The organism is Mycolicibacterium lacusdiani (genome assembly GCF_021916785.1).
Classification (GTDB): domain Bacteria; phylum Actinomycetota; class Actinomycetes; order Mycobacteriales; family Mycobacteriaceae; genus Mycobacterium; species Mycobacterium lacusdiani.
Genome location: NZ_JAKCFC010000001.1, coordinates 321,764 through 339,192, shown reverse-complemented (window position 1 = coordinate 339,192; position 17,429 = coordinate 321,764). Strand labels below are relative to the sequence as shown.

The 17,429-nt window shown below is 70.0% G+C and carries 20 protein-coding genes; 13 read left to right on the top strand and 7 right to left on the bottom strand.

Features of this window, described 5'->3' with window-relative positions; genetic code table 11:
* Position 1 precedes the first annotated feature (1 nt).
* Both LOK44_RS01675 and LOK44_RS01670 read right to left on the bottom strand, forming a co-directional pair.
* Positions 2–682: an Rv0518 family GDSL lipase gene (locus LOK44_RS01675; protein WP_372481152.1), complete on the bottom strand. Its 681-nt coding sequence runs from the start codon at positions 680–682 to the stop codon at positions 2–4.
* A 13-nt stretch (positions 683–695) separates the two neighbouring features.
* Positions 696–1,934 (bottom strand): acyltransferase family protein, encoded by a 1,239-nt coding sequence (locus tag LOK44_RS01670; protein ID WP_237568242.1) that lies wholly within the window; start codon positions 1,932–1,934, stop codon positions 696–698.
* 252 nt (positions 1,935–2,186) lie between these two features.
* On the opposite strand from LOK44_RS01670, the gene LOK44_RS01665 reads away from it, so the two are divergent.
* The 5 genes from LOK44_RS01665 (at position 2,187) to yaaA (ending at position 5,613) form a co-directional block, all read left to right on the top strand.
* Complete coding sequence (locus LOK44_RS01665; RefSeq protein WP_237568241.1) at positions 2,187–2,648, top strand: hypothetical protein; 462 nt, start codon at positions 2,187–2,189, stop codon at positions 2,646–2,648.
* Positions 2,645–3,223, top strand: a complete 579-nt coding sequence (locus tag LOK44_RS01660; RefSeq protein WP_372481151.1) for a DUF6529 family protein — start codon at positions 2,645–2,647, stop codon at positions 3,221–3,223. Before LOK44_RS01665 ends, LOK44_RS01660 begins: the two co-directional genes overlap by 4 nt.
* A gap of 63 nt (positions 3,224–3,286) precedes the next feature.
* Positions 3,287–3,709 carry a Rieske (2Fe-2S) protein gene (locus LOK44_RS01655; protein ID WP_237568239.1) on the top strand — a complete coding sequence of 141 codons (423 nt, stop codon included), beginning with the start codon at positions 3,287–3,289 and terminating at the stop codon, positions 3,707–3,709.
* Positions 3,710–4,855, top strand: a complete 1,146-nt coding sequence (locus tag LOK44_RS01650) for an alkaline phosphatase family protein (protein WP_237568238.1) — start codon at positions 3,710–3,712, stop codon at positions 4,853–4,855.
* 11 nt (positions 4,856–4,866) lie between these two features.
* A complete protein-coding gene (gene yaaA, locus LOK44_RS01645; protein ID WP_237568237.1) occupies positions 4,867–5,613 on the top strand; it encodes a peroxide stress protein YaaA in 747 nt (248 codons plus the stop codon).
* A gap of 186 nt (positions 5,614–5,799) precedes the next feature.
* Here the strand turns inward: yaaA and LOK44_RS01640 are convergent, their stop codons facing one another.
* Both LOK44_RS01640 and LOK44_RS01635 read right to left on the bottom strand, forming a co-directional pair.
* Positions 5,800–6,435 carry a nitroreductase family protein gene (locus tag LOK44_RS01640; protein WP_237568236.1) on the bottom strand — a complete coding sequence of 212 codons (636 nt, stop codon included), beginning with the start codon at positions 6,433–6,435 and terminating at the stop codon, positions 5,800–5,802.
* A 16-nt stretch (positions 6,436–6,451) separates the two neighbouring features.
* The gene (locus LOK44_RS01635; protein WP_237568235.1) at positions 6,452–6,859 is read right to left on the bottom strand and encodes a VOC family protein; all 408 of its coding nucleotides are present in this window, start codon (positions 6,857–6,859) and stop codon (positions 6,452–6,454) included.
* A 49-nt stretch (positions 6,860–6,908) separates the two neighbouring features.
* Between LOK44_RS01635 and LOK44_RS01630 the strand changes: the two genes are divergently transcribed.
* The 4 genes from LOK44_RS01630 to LOK44_RS01615 all read left to right on the top strand — a co-directional run bounded on the left by LOK44_RS01630 (position 6,909) and on the right by LOK44_RS01615 (position 10,362).
* Entirely contained in the window at positions 6,909–7,148 is a 240-nt protein-coding gene (locus tag LOK44_RS01630; protein WP_237568233.1) for a hypothetical protein, read from the top strand.
* A 173-nt stretch (positions 7,149–7,321) separates the two neighbouring features.
* The gene (locus LOK44_RS01625) at positions 7,322–8,380 is read left to right on the top strand and encodes a TerC family protein (protein WP_237568231.1); all 1,059 of its coding nucleotides are present in this window, start codon (positions 7,322–7,324) and stop codon (positions 8,378–8,380) included.
* Positions 8,380–8,847: a nuclear transport factor 2 family protein gene (locus tag LOK44_RS01620; protein WP_237568229.1), complete on the top strand. Its 468-nt coding sequence runs from the start codon at positions 8,380–8,382 to the stop codon at positions 8,845–8,847. The genes LOK44_RS01625 and LOK44_RS01620 overlap by 1 nt, the downstream gene beginning before the upstream one ends.
* A 51-nt stretch (positions 8,848–8,898) precedes the next feature.
* Positions 8,899–10,362, top strand: a complete 1,464-nt coding sequence (locus LOK44_RS01615; protein ID WP_237568228.1) for an amidase — start codon at positions 8,899–8,901, stop codon at positions 10,360–10,362.
* A 21-nt stretch (positions 10,363–10,383) separates the two neighbouring features.
* Here the strand turns inward: LOK44_RS01615 and LOK44_RS01610 are convergent, their stop codons facing one another.
* Positions 10,384–11,910 (bottom strand): GAF domain-containing sensor histidine kinase, encoded by a 1,527-nt coding sequence (locus LOK44_RS01610; RefSeq protein ID WP_237568226.1) that lies wholly within the window; start codon positions 11,908–11,910, stop codon positions 10,384–10,386.
* 109 nt (positions 11,911–12,019) lie between these two features.
* On the opposite strand from LOK44_RS01610, the gene LOK44_RS01605 reads away from it, so the two are divergent.
* Positions 12,020–12,376: a response regulator transcription factor gene (locus LOK44_RS01605; RefSeq protein ID WP_237568225.1), complete on the top strand. Its 357-nt coding sequence runs from the start codon at positions 12,020–12,022 to the stop codon at positions 12,374–12,376.
* Between the two features lie 7 nt (positions 12,377–12,383).
* Here LOK44_RS01605 and LOK44_RS01600 read toward each other — a convergent pair whose 3' ends face one another.
* Positions 12,384–13,037, bottom strand: coding sequence for a response regulator (locus LOK44_RS01600; protein WP_237568224.1), 654 nt, complete (start codon positions 13,035–13,037; stop codon positions 12,384–12,386).
* Between the two features lie 159 nt (positions 13,038–13,196).
* On the opposite strand from LOK44_RS01600, the gene LOK44_RS01595 reads away from it, so the two are divergent.
* From LOK44_RS01595 to LOK44_RS01585, 3 genes are read left to right on the top strand one after another with little or no spacing between them, the layout of a single operon-like run.
* Entirely contained in the window at positions 13,197–13,562 is a 366-nt protein-coding gene (locus tag LOK44_RS01595; protein WP_237568222.1) for a hypothetical protein, read from the top strand.
* 60 nt (positions 13,563–13,622) lie between these two features.
* Entirely contained in the window at positions 13,623–14,540 is a 918-nt protein-coding gene (locus tag LOK44_RS01590) for an alpha/beta fold hydrolase (RefSeq protein WP_237568221.1), read from the top strand.
* Between the two features lie 4 nt (positions 14,541–14,544).
* On the top strand, positions 14,545–14,916 hold the full coding sequence (locus LOK44_RS01585) for a hypothetical protein (RefSeq protein ID WP_308192691.1): 372 nt from the start codon (positions 14,545–14,547) through the stop codon (positions 14,914–14,916).
* Between the two features lie 20 nt (positions 14,917–14,936).
* Here the strand turns inward: LOK44_RS01585 and LOK44_RS01580 are convergent, their stop codons facing one another.
* Positions 14,937–17,429, bottom strand: coding sequence for a GcvT family protein (locus LOK44_RS01580; protein WP_237568220.1), 2,493 nt, complete (start codon positions 17,427–17,429; stop codon positions 14,937–14,939).

Below are 17,429 nucleotides of genomic sequence, written 5' to 3'. Positions count from 1 at the left end.
GTCAGGTCGGCAGCGGCAACTGCGCACCGATCAACGGCGCGATTCGCTCGGCCATGAACGCATGCCCCGCGTCAGTCGGGTGCACCCCGTCGCGGCCGATGAGTTCCGGCCTGCCGACGAACCACCCCTCGGCGATCGGATCGATGAACGTGGCACCGGCGACGCCTGCGGTCATGCGGAGCACGTCGCGGATCTGCAGCACCGCGGGCGGGACGTCGGCCGTGGGCCATGGCGGGCCGATGACCAGCAACCTCGCGGCGGGCGCGACGCGACGGACCTGATCGAAGGCGCCGCTCGTCATAGCCGCCAGCGCGACGGGGTCGCTGCCCTGGTCGTTGCGCGAGCCGTAGAAGACGACGAGGTCGTCGTCCGGACGGACCGCGCGCGGAGCGAGGTCGCCGAACACGTGGCCGTCGTAGCCCCGCACGACGTAGCCGGCGCGGCCCTCCGCGGCGACGTCGGCGTCGATCTGCCTGCCGTGGGACGCCAGCTTCTGCCACGCCAGCGTGGTCCAGTTCGCACTGCCGTTGCCGCCCTCGCTGCTGCCGGTCGTGTACGAGTCGCCGACGATGGCGACGTGGTTCAGCGCCGTCTCGCGGCCCACCGTGCGATAGGAGGGCTGCGTCGAAGATGCGACGATCGCGAGGACGAGCGCAACCAACACCGTGGCCGAACGACTCACCACTACCTCCAGGTCAGCCGGCGCGGGCCGGTAGTGACTCCGACCGCGGCTCGTGGTCGGCGAGGTTCTGGAGCTTACCGGCGCTTGCCGAATCCTTTGCCAGGGTGGCGCGTGACGCCGGGACTCCCCTGACGTCGACCATGCGCCGCATCCACCGCCGCGCCGGTTCCTCCACGAGGTGGTACATCAGACAGGCGACGCCCAGTGCCACCCCTAGGAGCCCCAGCAGGATCCAGATGCCCAGGGAACCCGACAGGGTCAGCTCGAATTGCTTCGCCGCCCAGATCCAGGCGTTGTGCACGATCTCGTGGACCATGTAGAGCCCGAACGACACCTGACCCAGGTAGACCATGACCCGCGTGGACAGCAGGCGTGGCAGCGTGCCCGCGCCGATCGCCAGCGTCACGACCAACGGAACGAACAGCAGGTCCACCAGTCCGCCGGCGTCGGGGATCCTCGGGTTCGGGTGGGCGTCGAAGTAGTACAGCGCGCCGACGATGACGGCGATCAACCCGAGCGACGCACCGCCTGCCACCTGCTGGGTGCGCCTCGACGGCCAGAGCTTGCGGACCGCTGCGCACGCCAGCGCGCCCGCCGTGAACTGCATGACGATCCGCGGCAGCCAACTCCAGGGCGTATAGAACTCCCCCGACGCCAGCAGCAGTACGACCGGGGGCAACGACGCCGCCATCGCGAGCACCAGCAGGCTGCGGGCGCGCGTCGCACGCGCCACCCGGAAGACCACCAGGATCAGGCCGCCGAACAACAGGTAGGCCAGCCACTCCGCGCTGATGGACCACGCCGGACCATTCCAGCTCGATCCGTCGAAGAACGGCTGGAACCACAGCTGCACGAGGAACAACTGGCGGAAGTAGCTGGTGGCGTTGAACTCGTCGACGCTCTCGGGCGGTACGTGCCCCACGTAGATGGTGAAGATGACCAGCAGTGCGGCGAGGTGGAGCGTGACCAGGTACACCGGCCACACCCGGGCGAGCCGCAGCCACAGGAAGCGCACGGTGGCCCTGGTCGACCACGTGCGTCCCATCTTGTCGAGATAGTTCCAGGTCAGCACGAAGCCGCTGAGGATGAAGAACAGGTCGACGCCCTGGGCGCCACGATCCAGGACGGGCGACAGCGCCGACGAGAAACCCAGAGCAGCCTCGGCGAACAACGGGCGGAAGTGGAACAGCACCACCCAGACGGCGGCCACGATGCGAAGACCCGTCAGGGCCCTGATCTCACCGCCTCGCACGACGTCCTTTCCGTATGTCCTCGGCCGTCTCCGTGCGGCCCCGTTCGTGTCACGTGTGCCTCGCGCCTCTGCGCCGGCCGGCCGGGCGGGCGAATGAAAACCTGGCAGCCGGCGGCACTGGCAGGGTAACAGCGGCACGGGTCCGATCCCGGGACCCGAGACCTGTGAATGTCCCGTGTGCGCCCACGATCTCCACGCGATCTCCACACGGTCTCCATGCGACGGCACCCCCGTCCCAACGAAGCTCTTCGCATGCAGAACAACGAGATTCGCGGTCCCGTGATCACCCTGGCCGCGGTAGCCGTACTGGGTGGCGGACTCTGGTGGGCCAACGCCGACTCCGACACCAGTCCGGCACCCGTTCCCTCGGCCGCAGCGGTCACCGCGCCCGCACCCAGCGCCGCACCCCCCGCAGCGCCGCCGCCGGTTCAGTTCCCCGCGTCGGCGGACTACGTCGGCAGCGTGCCCACCAAGGCCGAGACGATCGTGCTCGACATCGCCGTGGACGGAGCCACCGCAACCGCCTACGTCTGCGACGGAGCATCGATCGAGGTGTGGCTGCGCGGCAGCGCGACCGATGGCGCCCTCGCGCTCGCCAACCCGGATCGGAGCAGCCGCCTGGAGGCCGAGCTGGTCGGTGACGACCTCGCCGGCACGTTGTTCATCGGTGAACGCAAGTGGGACTTCACGGCCGCGCGGAAGGCCGTCTCGTGACGACCAGCGAGACGCCGACCATCGCCCGACCCGTGGCGTCGAGTCGTGGCGGGGTGGCCGTCGTCGTCGCGGTGCTGGCCGGTTCCGCGGTGGCGGTGGCGATGGGCGTGTTCGGCTCCGCGCACGACCCGCGCTTCTTCGCGATCAACGTGGCAGGCTTCTCCAGCGGTTCGGCGGTCAAGACCTGGACCGCATCGCTGTCCCTCGGCCTCGCGCTGTTCCAGTTCGGGTCGGCGTTCGCGATGTACGGGCTGCTCCGCAGGGGCCACATCCCCCGCTGGATCGGCACGGCTCACGTCTGGTCGGGGCGGCTCGCCGTGCTGGCCAGCGTCCCGGTCGCCGTGCACTGCCTCTATGCGCTCGGCTTCCAGTCGACCGATGCCCGCGTCCTGTTCCACTCGCTGTTCGGGTGCTTCTTCTACGGCGTGTTCGTCACGAAGATGCTGCTGCTCACCCGAAGCGGGCTCCGGCCGTGGGTCATCCCCGTCGTGGGCGGGCTGACCTTCTTCGGCCTCGTCTTCATCTGGTTGACCTCCGCGCTCTGGTTCTTTCAGACCAGTGGCGTCACGCTGTAGACCCGGCCCACCACTTACGCCATCACCACCACCCGACACCACCGAACCGAGGAGCGTCCGCCCGTGCCCGTCGAAGTCACCCCACCATCGAGGCGCACCGTCCTGGCGTGCGCCGGCCTCGGCATCGCAGCCACGACCCTGACCGCCTGCAGCGCCTACGATGACCAGCCACAGCCGGAGTCGGCGGCTCCGTCCGACGGTGGTGCCCCCGCCGCGCTCGCGGCCACGGCCGACGTGCCGGTCGGCTCGGGCGTGATCCTCGACGACGTCGTGCTGACCCAGCCGACCGCCGGGGTGTTCAAGGGGTTTTCGAAGCGCTGTCCGCACGCGGGATGCTCGGTGTCGGAGATCACCGACGGCAACATCGTCTGCCCGTGCCACGGCAGCCGCTTCGACCTCGACGGCGCAGTCGTCAACGGCCCGGCCGCGTCGGCACTGTCACCCAAGGCCGTGACCGTGCAGGGCGACTCGATCGTCGAGGGCTAGGTGCACTATCCCGCGCCCGACGCGCGCTTGCCCCATCTCGCCGACGTGGTGCCCGCCGTGCTCACCGCGATGGGCGCCACCGGGTTCCGCAGCGAGATCGCGCTACCCGCCGACGTCACCGGTGCCTGTGTCCTGCTGATCGACGGACTCGGTGCCGACCTGCTCGACGCGCACGCCGCCGACGCCCCCGTCATGGCGGGCATGCGCGGTCGCACCCTGGGCGTCGGGTTCCCCGCGACGACCGCCGCAGGGCTGGCCGCCGTCGGCACCGGCCGCCGATCGGGTGAACACGGCATGGTGGGCTACACCTTCCGGCTGCCCGACACCGGCGTGGTCAACGCCTTGACCTGGCGCGAGCACCCCTGGGGTGAGGACCTGCGTGAGCGGGCGAAACCCGAACGCGTGCAGCCGCATTCGACGAACTTCGAGCGTGCGACGACGGCGGGCGTTCGGGTCAGGGTGGTCTCGGACGCCCGGTTCGCCGACTCCGGGCTGACCCGCGCTGTCCTGCGCGGTGGCCGGTACGTCGGCGTCCACGCCGTTGGCGATCTCGCGGCGACCGTGCGCTCCACCGTCGCAGGCGGCGGGTTCTGCTACGGCTACCACGCCGACCTCGACATGCTCGGCCACCTGCACGGTCCCGGCTCCGACGCGTGGCGCATGCAGCTGCGCCAGGTCGACCGTCTCGTCGAGTCGGTGGTCGACGGCCTGCCACCGGGCGGCCTGCTCGCAGTCGTCGCGGACCACGGCATGGTCGGCGTCAGCTCGGCCGACGCGGTCGACGTCGACTCCTCCCCCGCGCTCCTCGACGGCGTGCTGGACGTCGGCGGCGAGGCGCGGGCGCGGCACCTGTACGTCCGCGACGGCGCGGTCGGAGGCGTCCTCGACACCTGGCGGTCGACCCTGGCGGACAAGGCCTGGGTGGTCACCCGCGACGAGGCCATCGCGGCCGGCTGGTTCGGCCCGAAGGTGACCGACGACGTCCGCTCGCGCATCGGCGACGTGATCGCCGCGGCCTCGGGCCAGGCCACGCTCGTCCGGCGCGCCACCGAGCCCGTCGAATCGGCGTTCCTCGGACACCACGGGTCGCTGACCTCCGCGGAGCAGCGCGTCCCCCTCCTGCTGGCGCATCGGGACCTCGGTTAACGTCATCGCCCGTGATCGTGCTGTTGCCGCCGTCGGAGACCAAGCGCGACGGCGGCGACGGCCCACCCCTGCGTCTCGAAGCATTGGGCACGCCCCAGCTGGGGCCGCTGCGCGCAACGCTGGTCGACGAGCTGATCGCCCTGGCGGCAGACCGGCCCGCCAGCCGTAGGGCGCTGGGCATCTCCGCCTCCCAGGATGGCGAGATCGACCGCAATGCAGCCCTGCTCGCGTCGCCGACCATGCCCGCGATCCACCGCTACACCGGCGTGCTGTACGACGCCCTGGACGTGGAGTCGCTCAAGGGTGCCGCGGCCGAGCGGGCACGGGCACGGCTCGCGGTCGGCTCGGCGCTGTTCGGACTGTTGCGCGCCGACGACGCGATCCCGGCCTACCGGTTGTCGGCGGGGTCCAAGCTGCCCGGTGGCGAGACCATGGCCGCCCGCTGGAAACCAGTGCTCGAACCCGTGCTCGCCGCCCTGGCCCGCGACGAACTCGTCGTCGACCTCCGGTCGGGCGCCTACGCGTCGCTGGGGCGGGTGCCGGGCGCGGTGGACGTCGACGTCGTGTCGGAGCGGCCCGACGGCAGCCGTGCCGTGGTCAGTCACTTCAACAAGGCGCACAAGGGCAGGCTGGCCCGCGCCCTGGTGGCGTCGCGGGCCGAACCGGACGACGCGGGACGCGTGGCGGCGGTCGCGCGCCGGGCAGGGATGCAGGTCGAACGCAGCGGCAACGCGCTGACGGTCGTCGTCCCCGCTTAGGACGGGGCACTCGTTCTCCCGCGAGGTCCTCCGGCGAGCGTGCGTGTCTGCGGCCGACACGCCGTGTCCGAGCGCGAGTTCATGCACGCTCGCGGGTGATGCCGGTGCGCGAACGTGGAGTTTTCGTCGCGTCGTGGCTTCGAACTGCACGGTAAGTCGACGTTCGGGCGACGACCGTCAGCCGATTCAGGTGATGCCCGGCGCGTCCCAGTGATCGGCGTTGACCGCCGTCTGCCACGGCCGCCTGCGCACCGGGCCGTGCCTGCCCTTTGGCCAGCCGACCACGACGTGCCCGGCGAGCATCCAATCCTCGGGCACCCCCACCGCGTCGCGCAGCAGGGGCTCGCCGCCGTAGGACGCCCAGCTGGTGAGGCAGGCGCCGAGACCCTGTGCGCGAGCAGCCAGCAGGAAGTTCTGCATCGCCGGAAAGATCGATCCGCCAAGCAGCATGTCCGACGCCAGGCGCAGACGCCGTTGGACGAACAGCACGGACGTGAATTCGCCCGCGCGATCGTGCAATTCGTAGGTGGCCCGGTCGTTGCGGGCGCGGTGGGAGTCGTCGCCGGCGGCGGGTCGCGTCAGGCTGTAGGCCTCCTCGATCACCGTCAGCGCCTGGCTCGCCGCCATCGCGACGACAGCGCGCTGCTCGGGCGACCGCAGCACGACGAACCGCCACGCCTGCGCGTTGGCACCCGACGGGGCCCAGGTGGCTGCCTCGAGACAGCGCCCGAGGACGTCGTCGCCGACCGACTCGTCGGTGAACCGCCGGATGGTCCGCGCGGTCGACATGACCTCCCAGACGTCGGCGACCACGTCGGCCATCTCTAGTCGGCCATCGTCAGAGCGTTCCGAACAGCTCGATCGAATTGCCGTCGGGATCGGCGACGAACATCCAACCCATGCCGGGCACGGGCGCGAACTCGGTCGGCGGCTCGACGATCTCGAACCCCGCGGCCTCGAACGCCTCCGCGGCCGCCCGCAACCCGTTGACGCCGATCGTGAAGTACCGCAGCCCCGCCTGGGCGCGGCCACCGCCCGGTGCCACCGGAGCCGCAGGCGGTGAGTCGTACGTGACGAGCTTGAGCACACTGGCGCCCAGCACGTACCGCCGCTGCCTGCCGCCGACGAACTCGATCTCGCCTTGGGATTCCAAGCCGAGGAAGTCCTCGTAGAAGGCGACCATCGCGTTGAGGTTGGTGGTCACCAATCCGATCTCGACGGTCGGGCTGAGCAGTTCGAATCTCACGAGGCCGGAGCCTAGCCGGTCGGCTGCGGCGACCGTATCCTCTGACCCCGTGGAGACGTTCTGGCGCTACGTGCGCATACAGGCGTTCGTCTTCGTTTGCGGCATCGTGGGGCCGATCTTCCTGATCGGATTCTTCGCGAGCCAACCGGACCCATCGCTGAAGTGGATGTACTGGTGGGGGCTGTTCATCACCGCCGCCGACGTGTTGATCGCCATCGCCCTGGCATCGGCCACCGACGGCAGGACGTCGGTCGACGCGCGCGCCAACAACGCCGCCGACCGCGACTGACGTCGGTCGCCCGATTTCCCGGCGCCATGATCGTCTGACAGACTGACCGCCGAGGGGAGTATTCCTTCGCCGCGGTGTCGTCATCACGTCGTTCATGGTTGACCGGCCGGTGCCGTGGGTCGCGACGCGCGGCGGTAGAGACCTCGGCCGTTTCGTCACGTCCGGAGGAACTTTTGAACGTAACCAGCATCGAGTGGATCATCACGCTCAGCGTGACGGTCGCCGTCCTGCTGTTCGACGTGGTGATGATCGCCCGCCGACCCCACGAACCCACACTGCGCGAATGTGCCATCGCACTGTCGGTGTACGTGGGCGCTGCAGTCGCCTTCGGCCTGTGGCTCTGGTTCTTCCACGGCAGTGACTTCGGCATCGAGTTCTATGCCGGCTGGTTGACCGAGTACAGCCTCTCGGTCGACAACCTGTTCATCTTCCTGATCATCATGGCCAGCTTCAACGTGCCGAAGAAGTACCAGCAGGAAGCCCTGATGGTGGGCATCATCCTGGCGCTGATCTTCCGCGGCATCTTCATCGCCCTCGGCGCGGTGGCGATCAACCAGTTCTCCTGGATCTTCTACATCTTCGGCGCGTTCCTGGTGTACACCGCCGTCGGCCTGGTCCGCGACAGCGACCATGACGACGACGGCGACAACGCCGTGGTGAAGTTCGCGCGCACCCACTTCACCCTCACCGACAAGTGGGACGGGCTGCGGCTGTGGATCAAGGAGGACGGCAAGCGTCTGATGACGCCGATGTTCCTCGTCATCGTCTCGCTCGGGACCACCGACCTGCTGTTCGCCCTGGACTCCATCCCTGCGATCTACGGCCTGACGCAGGAGCCCTACCTCGTCTTCACCGCAAACGTCTTCGCGCTGATGGGTCTGCGCCAGCTGTACTTCCTGCTGGGCGGCCTGCTCAAGCGTCTGGTCTACCTGTCCTACGGGCTCGCGTTCATCCTGGCGTTCATCGGCGTCAAGCTGGTGCTGCACGCGCTGCACGAGAACGAGCTGCCGTTCATCAACGGCGGCGAGCACGTGGCCGTGCCCGAGATCCCCACGCTGGCCAGCCTAGGGGTCATCATCGTCACGCTGGCGATCACGACCGCCGCCAGCCTGTGGAAGACGCGCAAGGAGGACAAGGTGGCCGACGCCGAAGATGAACTCCCGCTCGCGGCGCCCGACACCACCTCCGCGGCTACGCCCGAGCCCAGCAAGCCCTCCTCGGAGCCCAGCTAGTGGACCAGCCTCGGCCGCCACTACCACCGTTCGACCTGGCCTCGGCCACGACGAAGGTGCAGGCGGCCGAGGACGCGTGGAACACCAGGGACCCGCACCGCGTCAGCCTCGCGTACACCGAGGATTCGCAGTGGCGCAACCGCGACGTCTTCCTGAGCGGGCGCGCCGCGATCGTCGAGTTCCTCACCGCGAAGTGGGAGCGCGAACTCGACTACGTCCTGCGCAAGAGCCTGTGGTCGTACGGCGGTGATCGCATCGCCGTACGGTTCCAGTACGAGTGGCACGACGCCGCAGGCCGCTGGTACCGCAGCTACGGGAACGAGTTGTGGGAGTTCGACGATCGCGGGCTGATGCGGCGCCGCGAGGCCAGCATCAACGACGTCTCGATCGACGAGGGTGAACGCCGGTTGTTCGGACCGCGACCGGAATCCGAGCGCGGCGCGCCGGTCGACATCCCGCTGCGGTGACGCGCACCGGTCCGAGTTGCCCGGCGCGGCGACAGGCCCGATGATCCGTCGATGGATCTGAACTCCGCCCTCGCACTGGCCGACGTCGACGCCGTCGGGCAGGCGGCGCTGGTGGCCGCAGGCGACGTCAGTGCCATCGAACTGCTCGACGCCGCGATCCTGCGGGTCGAGGCGACGCGCGGCCTGAACGCCGTCATCACCGACCTGTTCGACCGCGGCAGGGCCCAAGCCACTCGACTCGACGAGTCCGGCGTGCTGCGCGGCGGCGACCTCGGACCGTTGGCGGGGGTGCCGTTCCTGCTCAAGGACCTCGGCGCCTCGCTCGCGGGCGCTCCCGAGGCGATGGGATCCCGCGCGCTGCGCACCCACGTCGCGACCGAGTCGGCGTGGATCGTCGACCGCTACCTGCAGGCCGGGCTGGTCCCGTTCGGCAAGACGAACACCCCGGAGTGGGGCAACCACTGCACGACCGAGCCCTCGCTGTACGGCCCCACCGTCAACCCGTGGTCACCCCACGCGACGCCCGGGGGTTCCAGCGGCGGATCCGCGGCCGCCGTCGCCGCGGGCGTGGTCCCCGCGGCCTCCGGCGGCGACGGGACGGGGTCCATCCGGGTGCCCGCATCGTGCTGCGGCCTCGTCGGACTCAAACCGCGCCGCGGCCGTACGTCGTTCGCGCCCGGCGCCGGGCACGGGCTCGAGGGATTGGTCAACGAGCACGCGCTCACCCGGACCGTCCGCGACAGCGCGGCACTGCTCGACGCCGTGACCGGGTCGGCGCCCGGCGACCCGTACGGCGCGCCGCTGCCGACGACCCCGTTCCTTCTCGGGATCACGAACGACCCTGGCCCGCAACGCATCCTGACGACCACGGACTCGCCGTTCCCCGGTGCGACGACCCACCCCGACGTGATCGCAGGCGTCGAGGCAGTGGCCAGGACGCTGGCCGGCCTCGGTCACCGCGTCGAATCGGGTGCCCCCACCGTCGATCCCGACGCCGTGGCCGATGCGATCGCCGTACTGCACACCGTGAGCAACGTCCAACTCCACGCGCTGGCCACCGAGCACCTCGGCCGCGAACCCCGCGAGGACGAGTTCGAGGCGAGCACTTGGGTCATGGTTCGCGAGGGGTTCGGTACCACCGGGCTCGCCTACGCCGAGGCCATCGCCGCGGTGCACGCCCAGACCCGTCGATTCGCCACGGGCATGGCCGGTCACGACGTACTGCTGGTGCCCACGCTGCTGACCCCGCCGCCGCCGTACGCGCTGCTCGACCAGCCCCGCGGTACGACGCGGAAGTTCTTCGACGTCGAGTTCGCGACGACGGGGTGGACGACGCTCGCCAACGTCACCGGCTGGGCCGCCATCTCGCTCCCGCTCGCGACCACGGCCGACGGCCTGCCCGTCGGCGTGCAGTTGATGGCAGCCGACGAGGCAGTGCTCCTCCAGCTCGCCGCGCAACTGGAGGACGCCATGCCGTGGCGCGACCGCAAACCGGCAGGCTGGGTATCGGGCTGACCTAGCGCTGCGCCGCGAGAGTCACTGCGCCGGAACGGGAATGCGTGCGGTGACGGTGGTCCCCACGCCTGCCCGGCTCGCGACGTCGAGCCGGCCCGACACGGCTTCCACCCGGTCCCTGAGACCGATCAGGCCGCTGCCACCGCCGGTCGACGCGCCACCCACCCCGTCGTCGACGACGTCGAGACGCAACTCGTGGTCGTCGAGTTCGGCGCGCACGTCGACGGCCGAGGCCTTGGCGTGCTTGGCCACGTTGACCAGGGATTCGGCCACCACGTAGTAGGCGGCCACCTCGATCGACTCCGGCAGCCGGCGATTCACCTCGAGCTGGAGACCCACCGGGACCACAGAGCGTCGTGACAGCGTCTTGAGCGCGGGCCCGAGTCCACCCTTCGACAGGATCGCCGGGTGGATGCCGCGCGACAGCTCCTGCAGCTCGGTGTAGAGATCGGCCATGCCGTTGATCAGGTTCTCGACCTGCTTGCGCAGCGCGGCGTCGGACTCGGGGATGGACGCCTCGAGCGTGCGCAGGCCGAGGCCAAGGGACACGATCCGTTGTTGCGCACCGTCGTGCAGATCGCGTTCGATGCCGCGGCGCGCCTGATCGGCTGCCGTCACGACCCGCGCGCGGGACGCCTGCAGCTGGGCGCGGGTCTCCGCATTGCCGATGGCGGTTCCGATCAGGTCGGCGAAGTCGCACACCCTGTCCTCGGTCTCCGGTGGCAGCGGCGCCGCGCGCGTCGAGCCCACGACGAGTGTGCCCCTCGTCGAGCCGTCCACGGTCACCGGGGAACCGACCCCCGAGTGCAATCCCAAGCCGCGCAACCGCTCGGCTATCGAGCCGGGCACGCCGGCGTAGTCGTCGATGCGGGCCGGTGCGCCGGTGTCGAGCACCCGCAGGGTGACGCTGTCGCCGTCGAGCGAGAGGCGCTCCCCCACCACGAGGTTGGGCGTGCCCTCGACTTCCGCGGCCGCGGTCACCACGCAGTGGTCGTCCGCCTCGAACGTCAGCAGCGTCACGTGTTCGACGCCGAGACCCCTGGCGAGTTCGGCCACGGCTACCGGGTACACCTCGGACGGTTCGGCGCCGCGAGCGACGACGGTCGCCACCCGGCGCAGCGCGGCCTGCTGCCCTGCCAGGGCATCGGCCTCGCGTCGACGTCGCTCGGATTCGGCCGCCCGCAGCCGCGCCTGCCCCGCGAGGACGTTGGCCAGCAGCGCCAGCGGCAGGAACACGAACAGCGCAGCGGCCACCCCGTCCATGTGGAAGTACAGGTACACCAGGGTGCTCGCGATGGACGTGGCGAGCGCCAACCCGAAGTTCCAGCCCGCGGACACGACGAGCACGCCGAGCAGGAAGATGGCGCCGAACGCGTTCTCCGGCGCTACCCGGCCGAGGAACAGCACCACGGCCGTCTCGGCGACCAGGAAGCCGACGGCGACGACGATTCCCCAGCTCAGGGGGCGCGCGTCGGGGCGCAGCACCACTGCGAGCAGACGACTGCGCAGTGACCGCCGCGTGTCGGTGGGTTCTCCGCGCTCTGTCATCGCACCGGATGTTAGTGCGTCTTCCCTACCGGGGTATTCCAGCTAGCAGCAATGCCGCCCGCAGACCCCGCTGGCACAGTCGGGGCATGGCCAATTCCGGAGGTTCCCCGTGCGCTGCCTGATCGTCGACGACAGCGCCAACTTCCGTGACGCCGCCAGCAGCATGCTCGAGCGCGCGGGAATCGAGGTCGTCGGGGTGGCCAGCACCGCCGACGAGGCGCTGTCCCAATACCGCGAACTGCGACCAGACGTCACCCTCGTCGACGTGAACCTCGGCACCGAGAGCGGATTCGACGTCGTCGACCGCCTGTACGCCACCGAAGATCCCGCACCGTCGACGATCCTGATCTCGACGCACTCCGAACACGACTTCGCCGACATGATCGCCGCGAGCCCGGCGCTGGGCTTCGTACCCAAGTTCGCGCTGTCCCCCGGTGCCATCCTCGGACTCCTTGGCGGGACCTGACGGGGGGTCAGAGCGAGTCGAGGTACAGGATGACCGCACGCACGCGGCGGTGATCGTCACCGGTCTCGGGCAAGTCGAGCTTGGTCAGGATGCTGCGGACGTGCTTCTCCACGGTGCCCTCGGTGACCCAGATCCGGCGACCGATCCCCGCATTCGACAGGCCTTCGGCCATCAATGTCAGCACCTCGCGCTCGCGGGCACTGAGCGCCTCCAGCGGGTCGTCGCGACGCCGGGCCGACACGAGTTCGGCGACCAGCGCCGGATCGACCACCGAGGCGCCGCCCGCGATGCGTCCGACGGTGTCGACGAAGTCGGCGACGTCGGTCACCCGACTCTTCAGCAGGTAGCCGATGGAATGCCCGCCTGCCAGCAGTTCCATGGCGTGATCGACGTCGATGTGCGACGAGAGCACCAGGATCGCGACGTCGGGCCACTGCTCGCGGATCGTCTTCGCCGCGTCGAGCCCCTCGGTGCTGTGCGTTGGGGGCATCCTGATGTCGACCACCGCCAGGGCAGGCCGGGTGTCGCGCACCAGATCGAGCAGACCCGTCGCGTCACCTGCCTGACCCACCACGTCGAAACCGGATCGCTCGAGGAGGCTGGACAGGCCCTCCCGCAGCAGGACGTCGTCGTCGGCGACCACTACTCGTACGGCGTTCATCACACGGGATTGTCGCACCGATCCGGGCCGACTACCGGCTAGCGGGGGGACCCGGGTACGGGTAACCCCCGCCGAGGATGGCGGCCAGCCCCGGCGACGACAGGGCGTCCGTCGCGGGACAGTGGTCTCGACGACCATGGGGCGCGAGGAGTGGGGCCGATGCCGAAGATCCGATGCCGCAGCGAGATCGACGCGCCGTCCGGCGACATGCACGCCATCGTCGCTGCACTGAGACGACTGGCCGGGCAGACTGCGACCGCTGGGCGGCCGGGCCGCCGAGACCTGACGCTGGACCCCGAAGCCCTGGACCCCGAAGCCCTGGACTACGACGCCTCGATCGAGGTGTACGACGTGTTGGACGACGAAGATGCGGCGACCGGACGCGCGCTGGTGGTGTGGACGGTGACGTTCCCGGTCCGCGACGTCTGCGCCGCGGCGATCCAGCGCTACCGCGACGCGGCGTTCACGGACTTCGTCGAACGACTCGCGCTCGAATGGCCCGCGGTGGTCGGCATCGCGTCCTGACCGCGGCCTCGTCCGGCGAACCCGGCGGGGTCGGGCTGTGACGCATGCGACACTCTGCGGATGGCCATGTCAATCGAACGCCCCAAGCTGGAAGGCAACGTCGCCGTCGGGGCCGACCGTCAGATCGGTTTCGCCGAGTTCGGTGATCCGCAGGGCCGTGCCGTCTTCTGGCTGCACGGCACCCCCGGCGCCCGCCGCCAGATACCCGTCGAGGCGCGCGCATACGCCGAGGCCAAGCGGATCCGGCTGATCGGCGTCGACCGCCCGGGCATCGGATCGTCGACACCGCACCAGTACCCCAACGTGCTGGCCTTCGCCAACGACCTACGCACCATCGCCGACGTGCTGGGCATCGATCAGATGGCGGTCATCGGGCTGTCCGGCGGCGGCCCGTACGCGCTGGGGTGCGCTGCGGCGATGCCCGATCGCGTCGTCGTGACGGGCGTACTGGGCGGCGTCGCACCCACCGTCGGTGCCGAGCGCATCGGCGGCGGGCTGATGGGCTTCGGGTCGAGGGTTGCGCCCGCTCTGCCCTTCATCGGTCTACCGCTGCGGCTGGCCGCCGTCGGCCTGGTCCACATGATCCGCCCGATCGCGCCCGTGGCCCTGCACGCGTACGCCGCGGTGTCACCGGAGGCCGACCGGCGTCTCCTCCTGCGGCCGGAGTTCGGCGCGATGTTCCTCGACGACCTGCTCAACGGCAGCCGCAAACAGCTGTCCGCGCCGTTCGCCGACGTCGCCGTGTTCGCCAAGGAGTGGGGTTTCCAGCTCGAGGAGGTAAAGGTGCCGGTGCGCTGGTGGCATGGTGACGCCGACCACATCGTGCCCTTCGCCCACGGCCAGCACGTCGTCGCGCGCCTGCCCGACGCCGAACTGTTCACCCTGCCGGGCGAGAGCCACCTCGGCGGTCTCGGCGTCGCCGAGGAGATCCTCGGCAGCATCATCGACCTGTGGGACTCCGTCGACGTCGAACGGTGAGGAGGTGACGTACCACCAGCCGCTCCCCCCGCCGCATGCCGCAGCGCCTCGGCGCTCGACCGCGGACGTGGTGATCTCCATCGTCGTCATGGTGCTGACGGTGCTGTTCGGCGCGGGTGCCGCGCTGATGGGTTTCTTCCTGCTCGCGTTCCTGGATCACTGCCCACCGCAGACGTGCAGCGTCGACGGCGCCGTGACCGCCGTCGGCACCGCCGTGGTGGCCGCCGCCGCGATCGCGCTGGTGGGCTTCACTATCACGGTCGTCCAGCTGGTGCGCAGCAAGCCGGCGTGGCCGTTCGCGCTCGGGACGTTCGTGCTGTGCGGCGTGGCGTTCGCACTCGGCGGTGTCGGCTACGACGCCGCAGTCGGTGGCTGAGCCCCTCAGCGGATTCGGGCTCAGCGGATTCGGGCGTTGTCCGGGTCGTAGATCGCCTTGCGCGACACGGTGATCGGATACGCGGTGCCGCCGACGTTGACCTCGTAGGACCCGGTGTCGATCCAGGTCGCGTCGATCGGCTCGCCGTCGGCGGACCGGACGTACGCCAGCCCGACGCACGCGCCCGTGGTCTCGCCCCACGCCGCCGACGTCACCTGGCCGGCGACCCCGCCGTTGCGCAGCACGAGTTCACCACCCCAGAGCATGGCATCGGGTGCGTCGACCCGGAATCCGACGACGCGGCGGCGCGCTCCGTCGGAGCGGGCCTTCTCCACGGCGGTGCGTCCGAGGAAGTCCACGTCACCGGACAGCTTGCAGGCGAACAGGAGTCCGGCTTCGACGGGTCCGTCGCCGGGCGTGAGTTCACGCCCGAACGCCCGGTAGCCCTTCTCGAGTCGCAGGGATTCGATGGCGTAGTAGCCGCCGCGGGCCACGCCGAACGCCGCGCCCGCCGTCATCAGGTCCTCGTACACGCCGACCGCGAACTCCGTCGGAACGTAGAGTTCCCAACCCAGTTCGCCGACGTAGGTGATGCGGGTGGCGCGCACGGTGGAATACCCCAGCGAGATCAGCCGGCTCGTCCCGAACGGGAAGCCGTCGTCCGACAGGTCGGCGTCACTGAGCGAGGCCAGCAGTTCGCGAGAGCGGGGACCCATGACGCCGAACACCGCCATTGCGGACGTGACGTCGACGAGTTGAGCAGCGTTGCCCGGCGGGCGGTTTCGAACGATGTGGTCCTTGTCGCGCTCGGTGGTCGCGGCGCTGCTGACGATCATGAACTCGTCGCGCGCAGTGCGGGTGACCGTCACGTCGGCCTCGTAGGTACCGCGGGCGTTGAGCATGCCGGTGTAGACGGTGCGGCCCACGTCGACGGCGACGTCCGCGGTGCACAGCCACTGCATAGCGGCCTCGGCATCGGGCCCCACCATCAGGTACTTGGAGAACGACGTCTGGTCGAACACCGTGACGCCGGATCTGGTGCTGGTCTGCTCGGCCGCCGACCACGGCAACCAGTTCGGCTTACCCCAGCAGTACTCGATGACCGGGGGCTCGCCGTCAGGGGCGAAGAAGTTGGCCCGCTCCCACCCCATGCGGCTGCCGAAGTTGGCGTTCGCCGCGGCCAGCAGGTGGTGGACCGGGGACCGCCGAAAGGGGCGCGCGGTGGTCAGTTCGCGATTGGGCCACGGAATCTCGTAGTGCACGCCGAGGACTTCGGCGACCCGGTCGTGCAACCACCGGTTGTTGCCGTTGAACGGCGCGAAGCGCCGGATGTCGACCCCGGTGAGGTCACTCGTCGGCGCCCCACCGACGATCCACTCCGCCAACGCGCGGCCGGCGCCACCCGCAGATGCGATGCCCACGGAATTGAAGCCCGCGGCGACGAAGTAGTGGGCGCACTCGGGAGCCTCGCCGAGGATGAACTGGTTGTCGGGCGTGAAGCTCTCCGGCCCGTTGTACAGCTTCTTCAAGCCGGTCTGCTCGAGCACCGGTATGCGCAGCAGCGCGTTGTCCATCAGGATCTGGAAGTGGTCCCAATCCTCCTTGAGGAGCTGGAATTCGAAGGGGTACGGGATCTGGTCGGGGCCGACCCACGGCTTGGCCTCGGGTTCGAAGCCGCCGATCACGAGGCCGCCGACCTCCTCCTTGAAGTACGTGTACCCGTCGGGGTCGCGCAGGATCGGCAGGTCGGGATGCACGCCATCGACCGCCTCGGTCACGACGTAGAAGTGCTCGGCCGAGTGCAGTGGAACGTTGACGCCCGCCATGGCAGCCAGCTGCTTGGCCCACTGTCCCCCGCAGTTGACGACGATCTCGGCCTCGACGTCACCGGCGTCGGTGCGCACGCCGACCACGCGGCGCCGGCCACCGTCGTCGGCCACCATCGTCGCGATCACCCTGGTGCGCTCGACGATTCGCGCGCCGCGAAGGCGAGCCCCCTTCGCCAGCGCCAACGTCAGGTCCGTGGGGTTGGCGCGACCGTCGGCAGGCAGCCAGATCGCACCGACGAGGTCGTCGATCCGCATCATCGGGTAGTGCTCGAGCGCCTGTTCCGGTGTGATCAGCTCACATTCGAGGTCGAAGGCCGCGGCGTTGGCGGCCGTGCGCCGCAGCTGCGTCATACGGTCCTCGGTGCGCGCGACGATCACGCCCCCGCACTGCCGGTAGCCGGCGGTGAGGCCGGTCTCCGCCTCGAGTTCGGTGTACAGCTGAGTCGAGTACTGCACGAGCCGGGTACCGCCCTCGGATGCCCGCAGCTGACCCACCAGACCGGCCGCGTGCCACGTGGTCCCGGACGACAACCTGCCCTGCTCGATCAGCAGCACGTCGGTGTACCCGAGCTTGGTCAGGTGGTAGGCCACGCTGGTTCCGATGACGCCACCACCGATCACCACCACCTGGGCGCGGGTGGGGAGGGCTTTGCTTGTCGTGTGCTGCTGCGATTCCTCGGCCAC

What these genes read in the sequence shown, in the direction of transcription:
- LOK44_RS01665 (WP_237568241.1), top strand. Translation starts at nt 2,187, where the DNA reads ATGCAGAACAACGAGATTCGCGGTCCCGTGATCACCCTGGCCGCGGTA.
- LOK44_RS01595 (WP_237568222.1), top strand. Translation starts at nt 13,197, where the DNA reads ATGCCGAAGATCCGATGCCGCAGCGAGATCGACGCGCCGTCCGGCGAC.
- LOK44_RS01640 (WP_237568236.1), bottom strand. Translation starts at nt 6,435, where the DNA reads ATGGCCGACGTGGTCGCCGACGTCTGGGAGGTCATGTCGACCGCGCGG.
- LOK44_RS01615 (WP_237568228.1), top strand. Translation starts at nt 8,899, where the DNA reads ATGGATCTGAACTCCGCCCTCGCACTGGCCGACGTCGACGCCGTCGGG.
- LOK44_RS01610 (WP_237568226.1), bottom strand. Translation starts at nt 11,910, where the DNA reads ATGACAGAGCGCGGAGAACCCACCGACACGCGGCGGTCACTGCGCAGT.
- LOK44_RS01600 (WP_237568224.1), bottom strand. Translation starts at nt 13,037, where the DNA reads ATGAACGCCGTACGAGTAGTGGTCGCCGACGACGACGTCCTGCTGCGG.
- LOK44_RS01590 (WP_237568221.1), top strand. Translation starts at nt 13,623, where the DNA reads ATGGCCATGTCAATCGAACGCCCCAAGCTGGAAGGCAACGTCGCCGTC.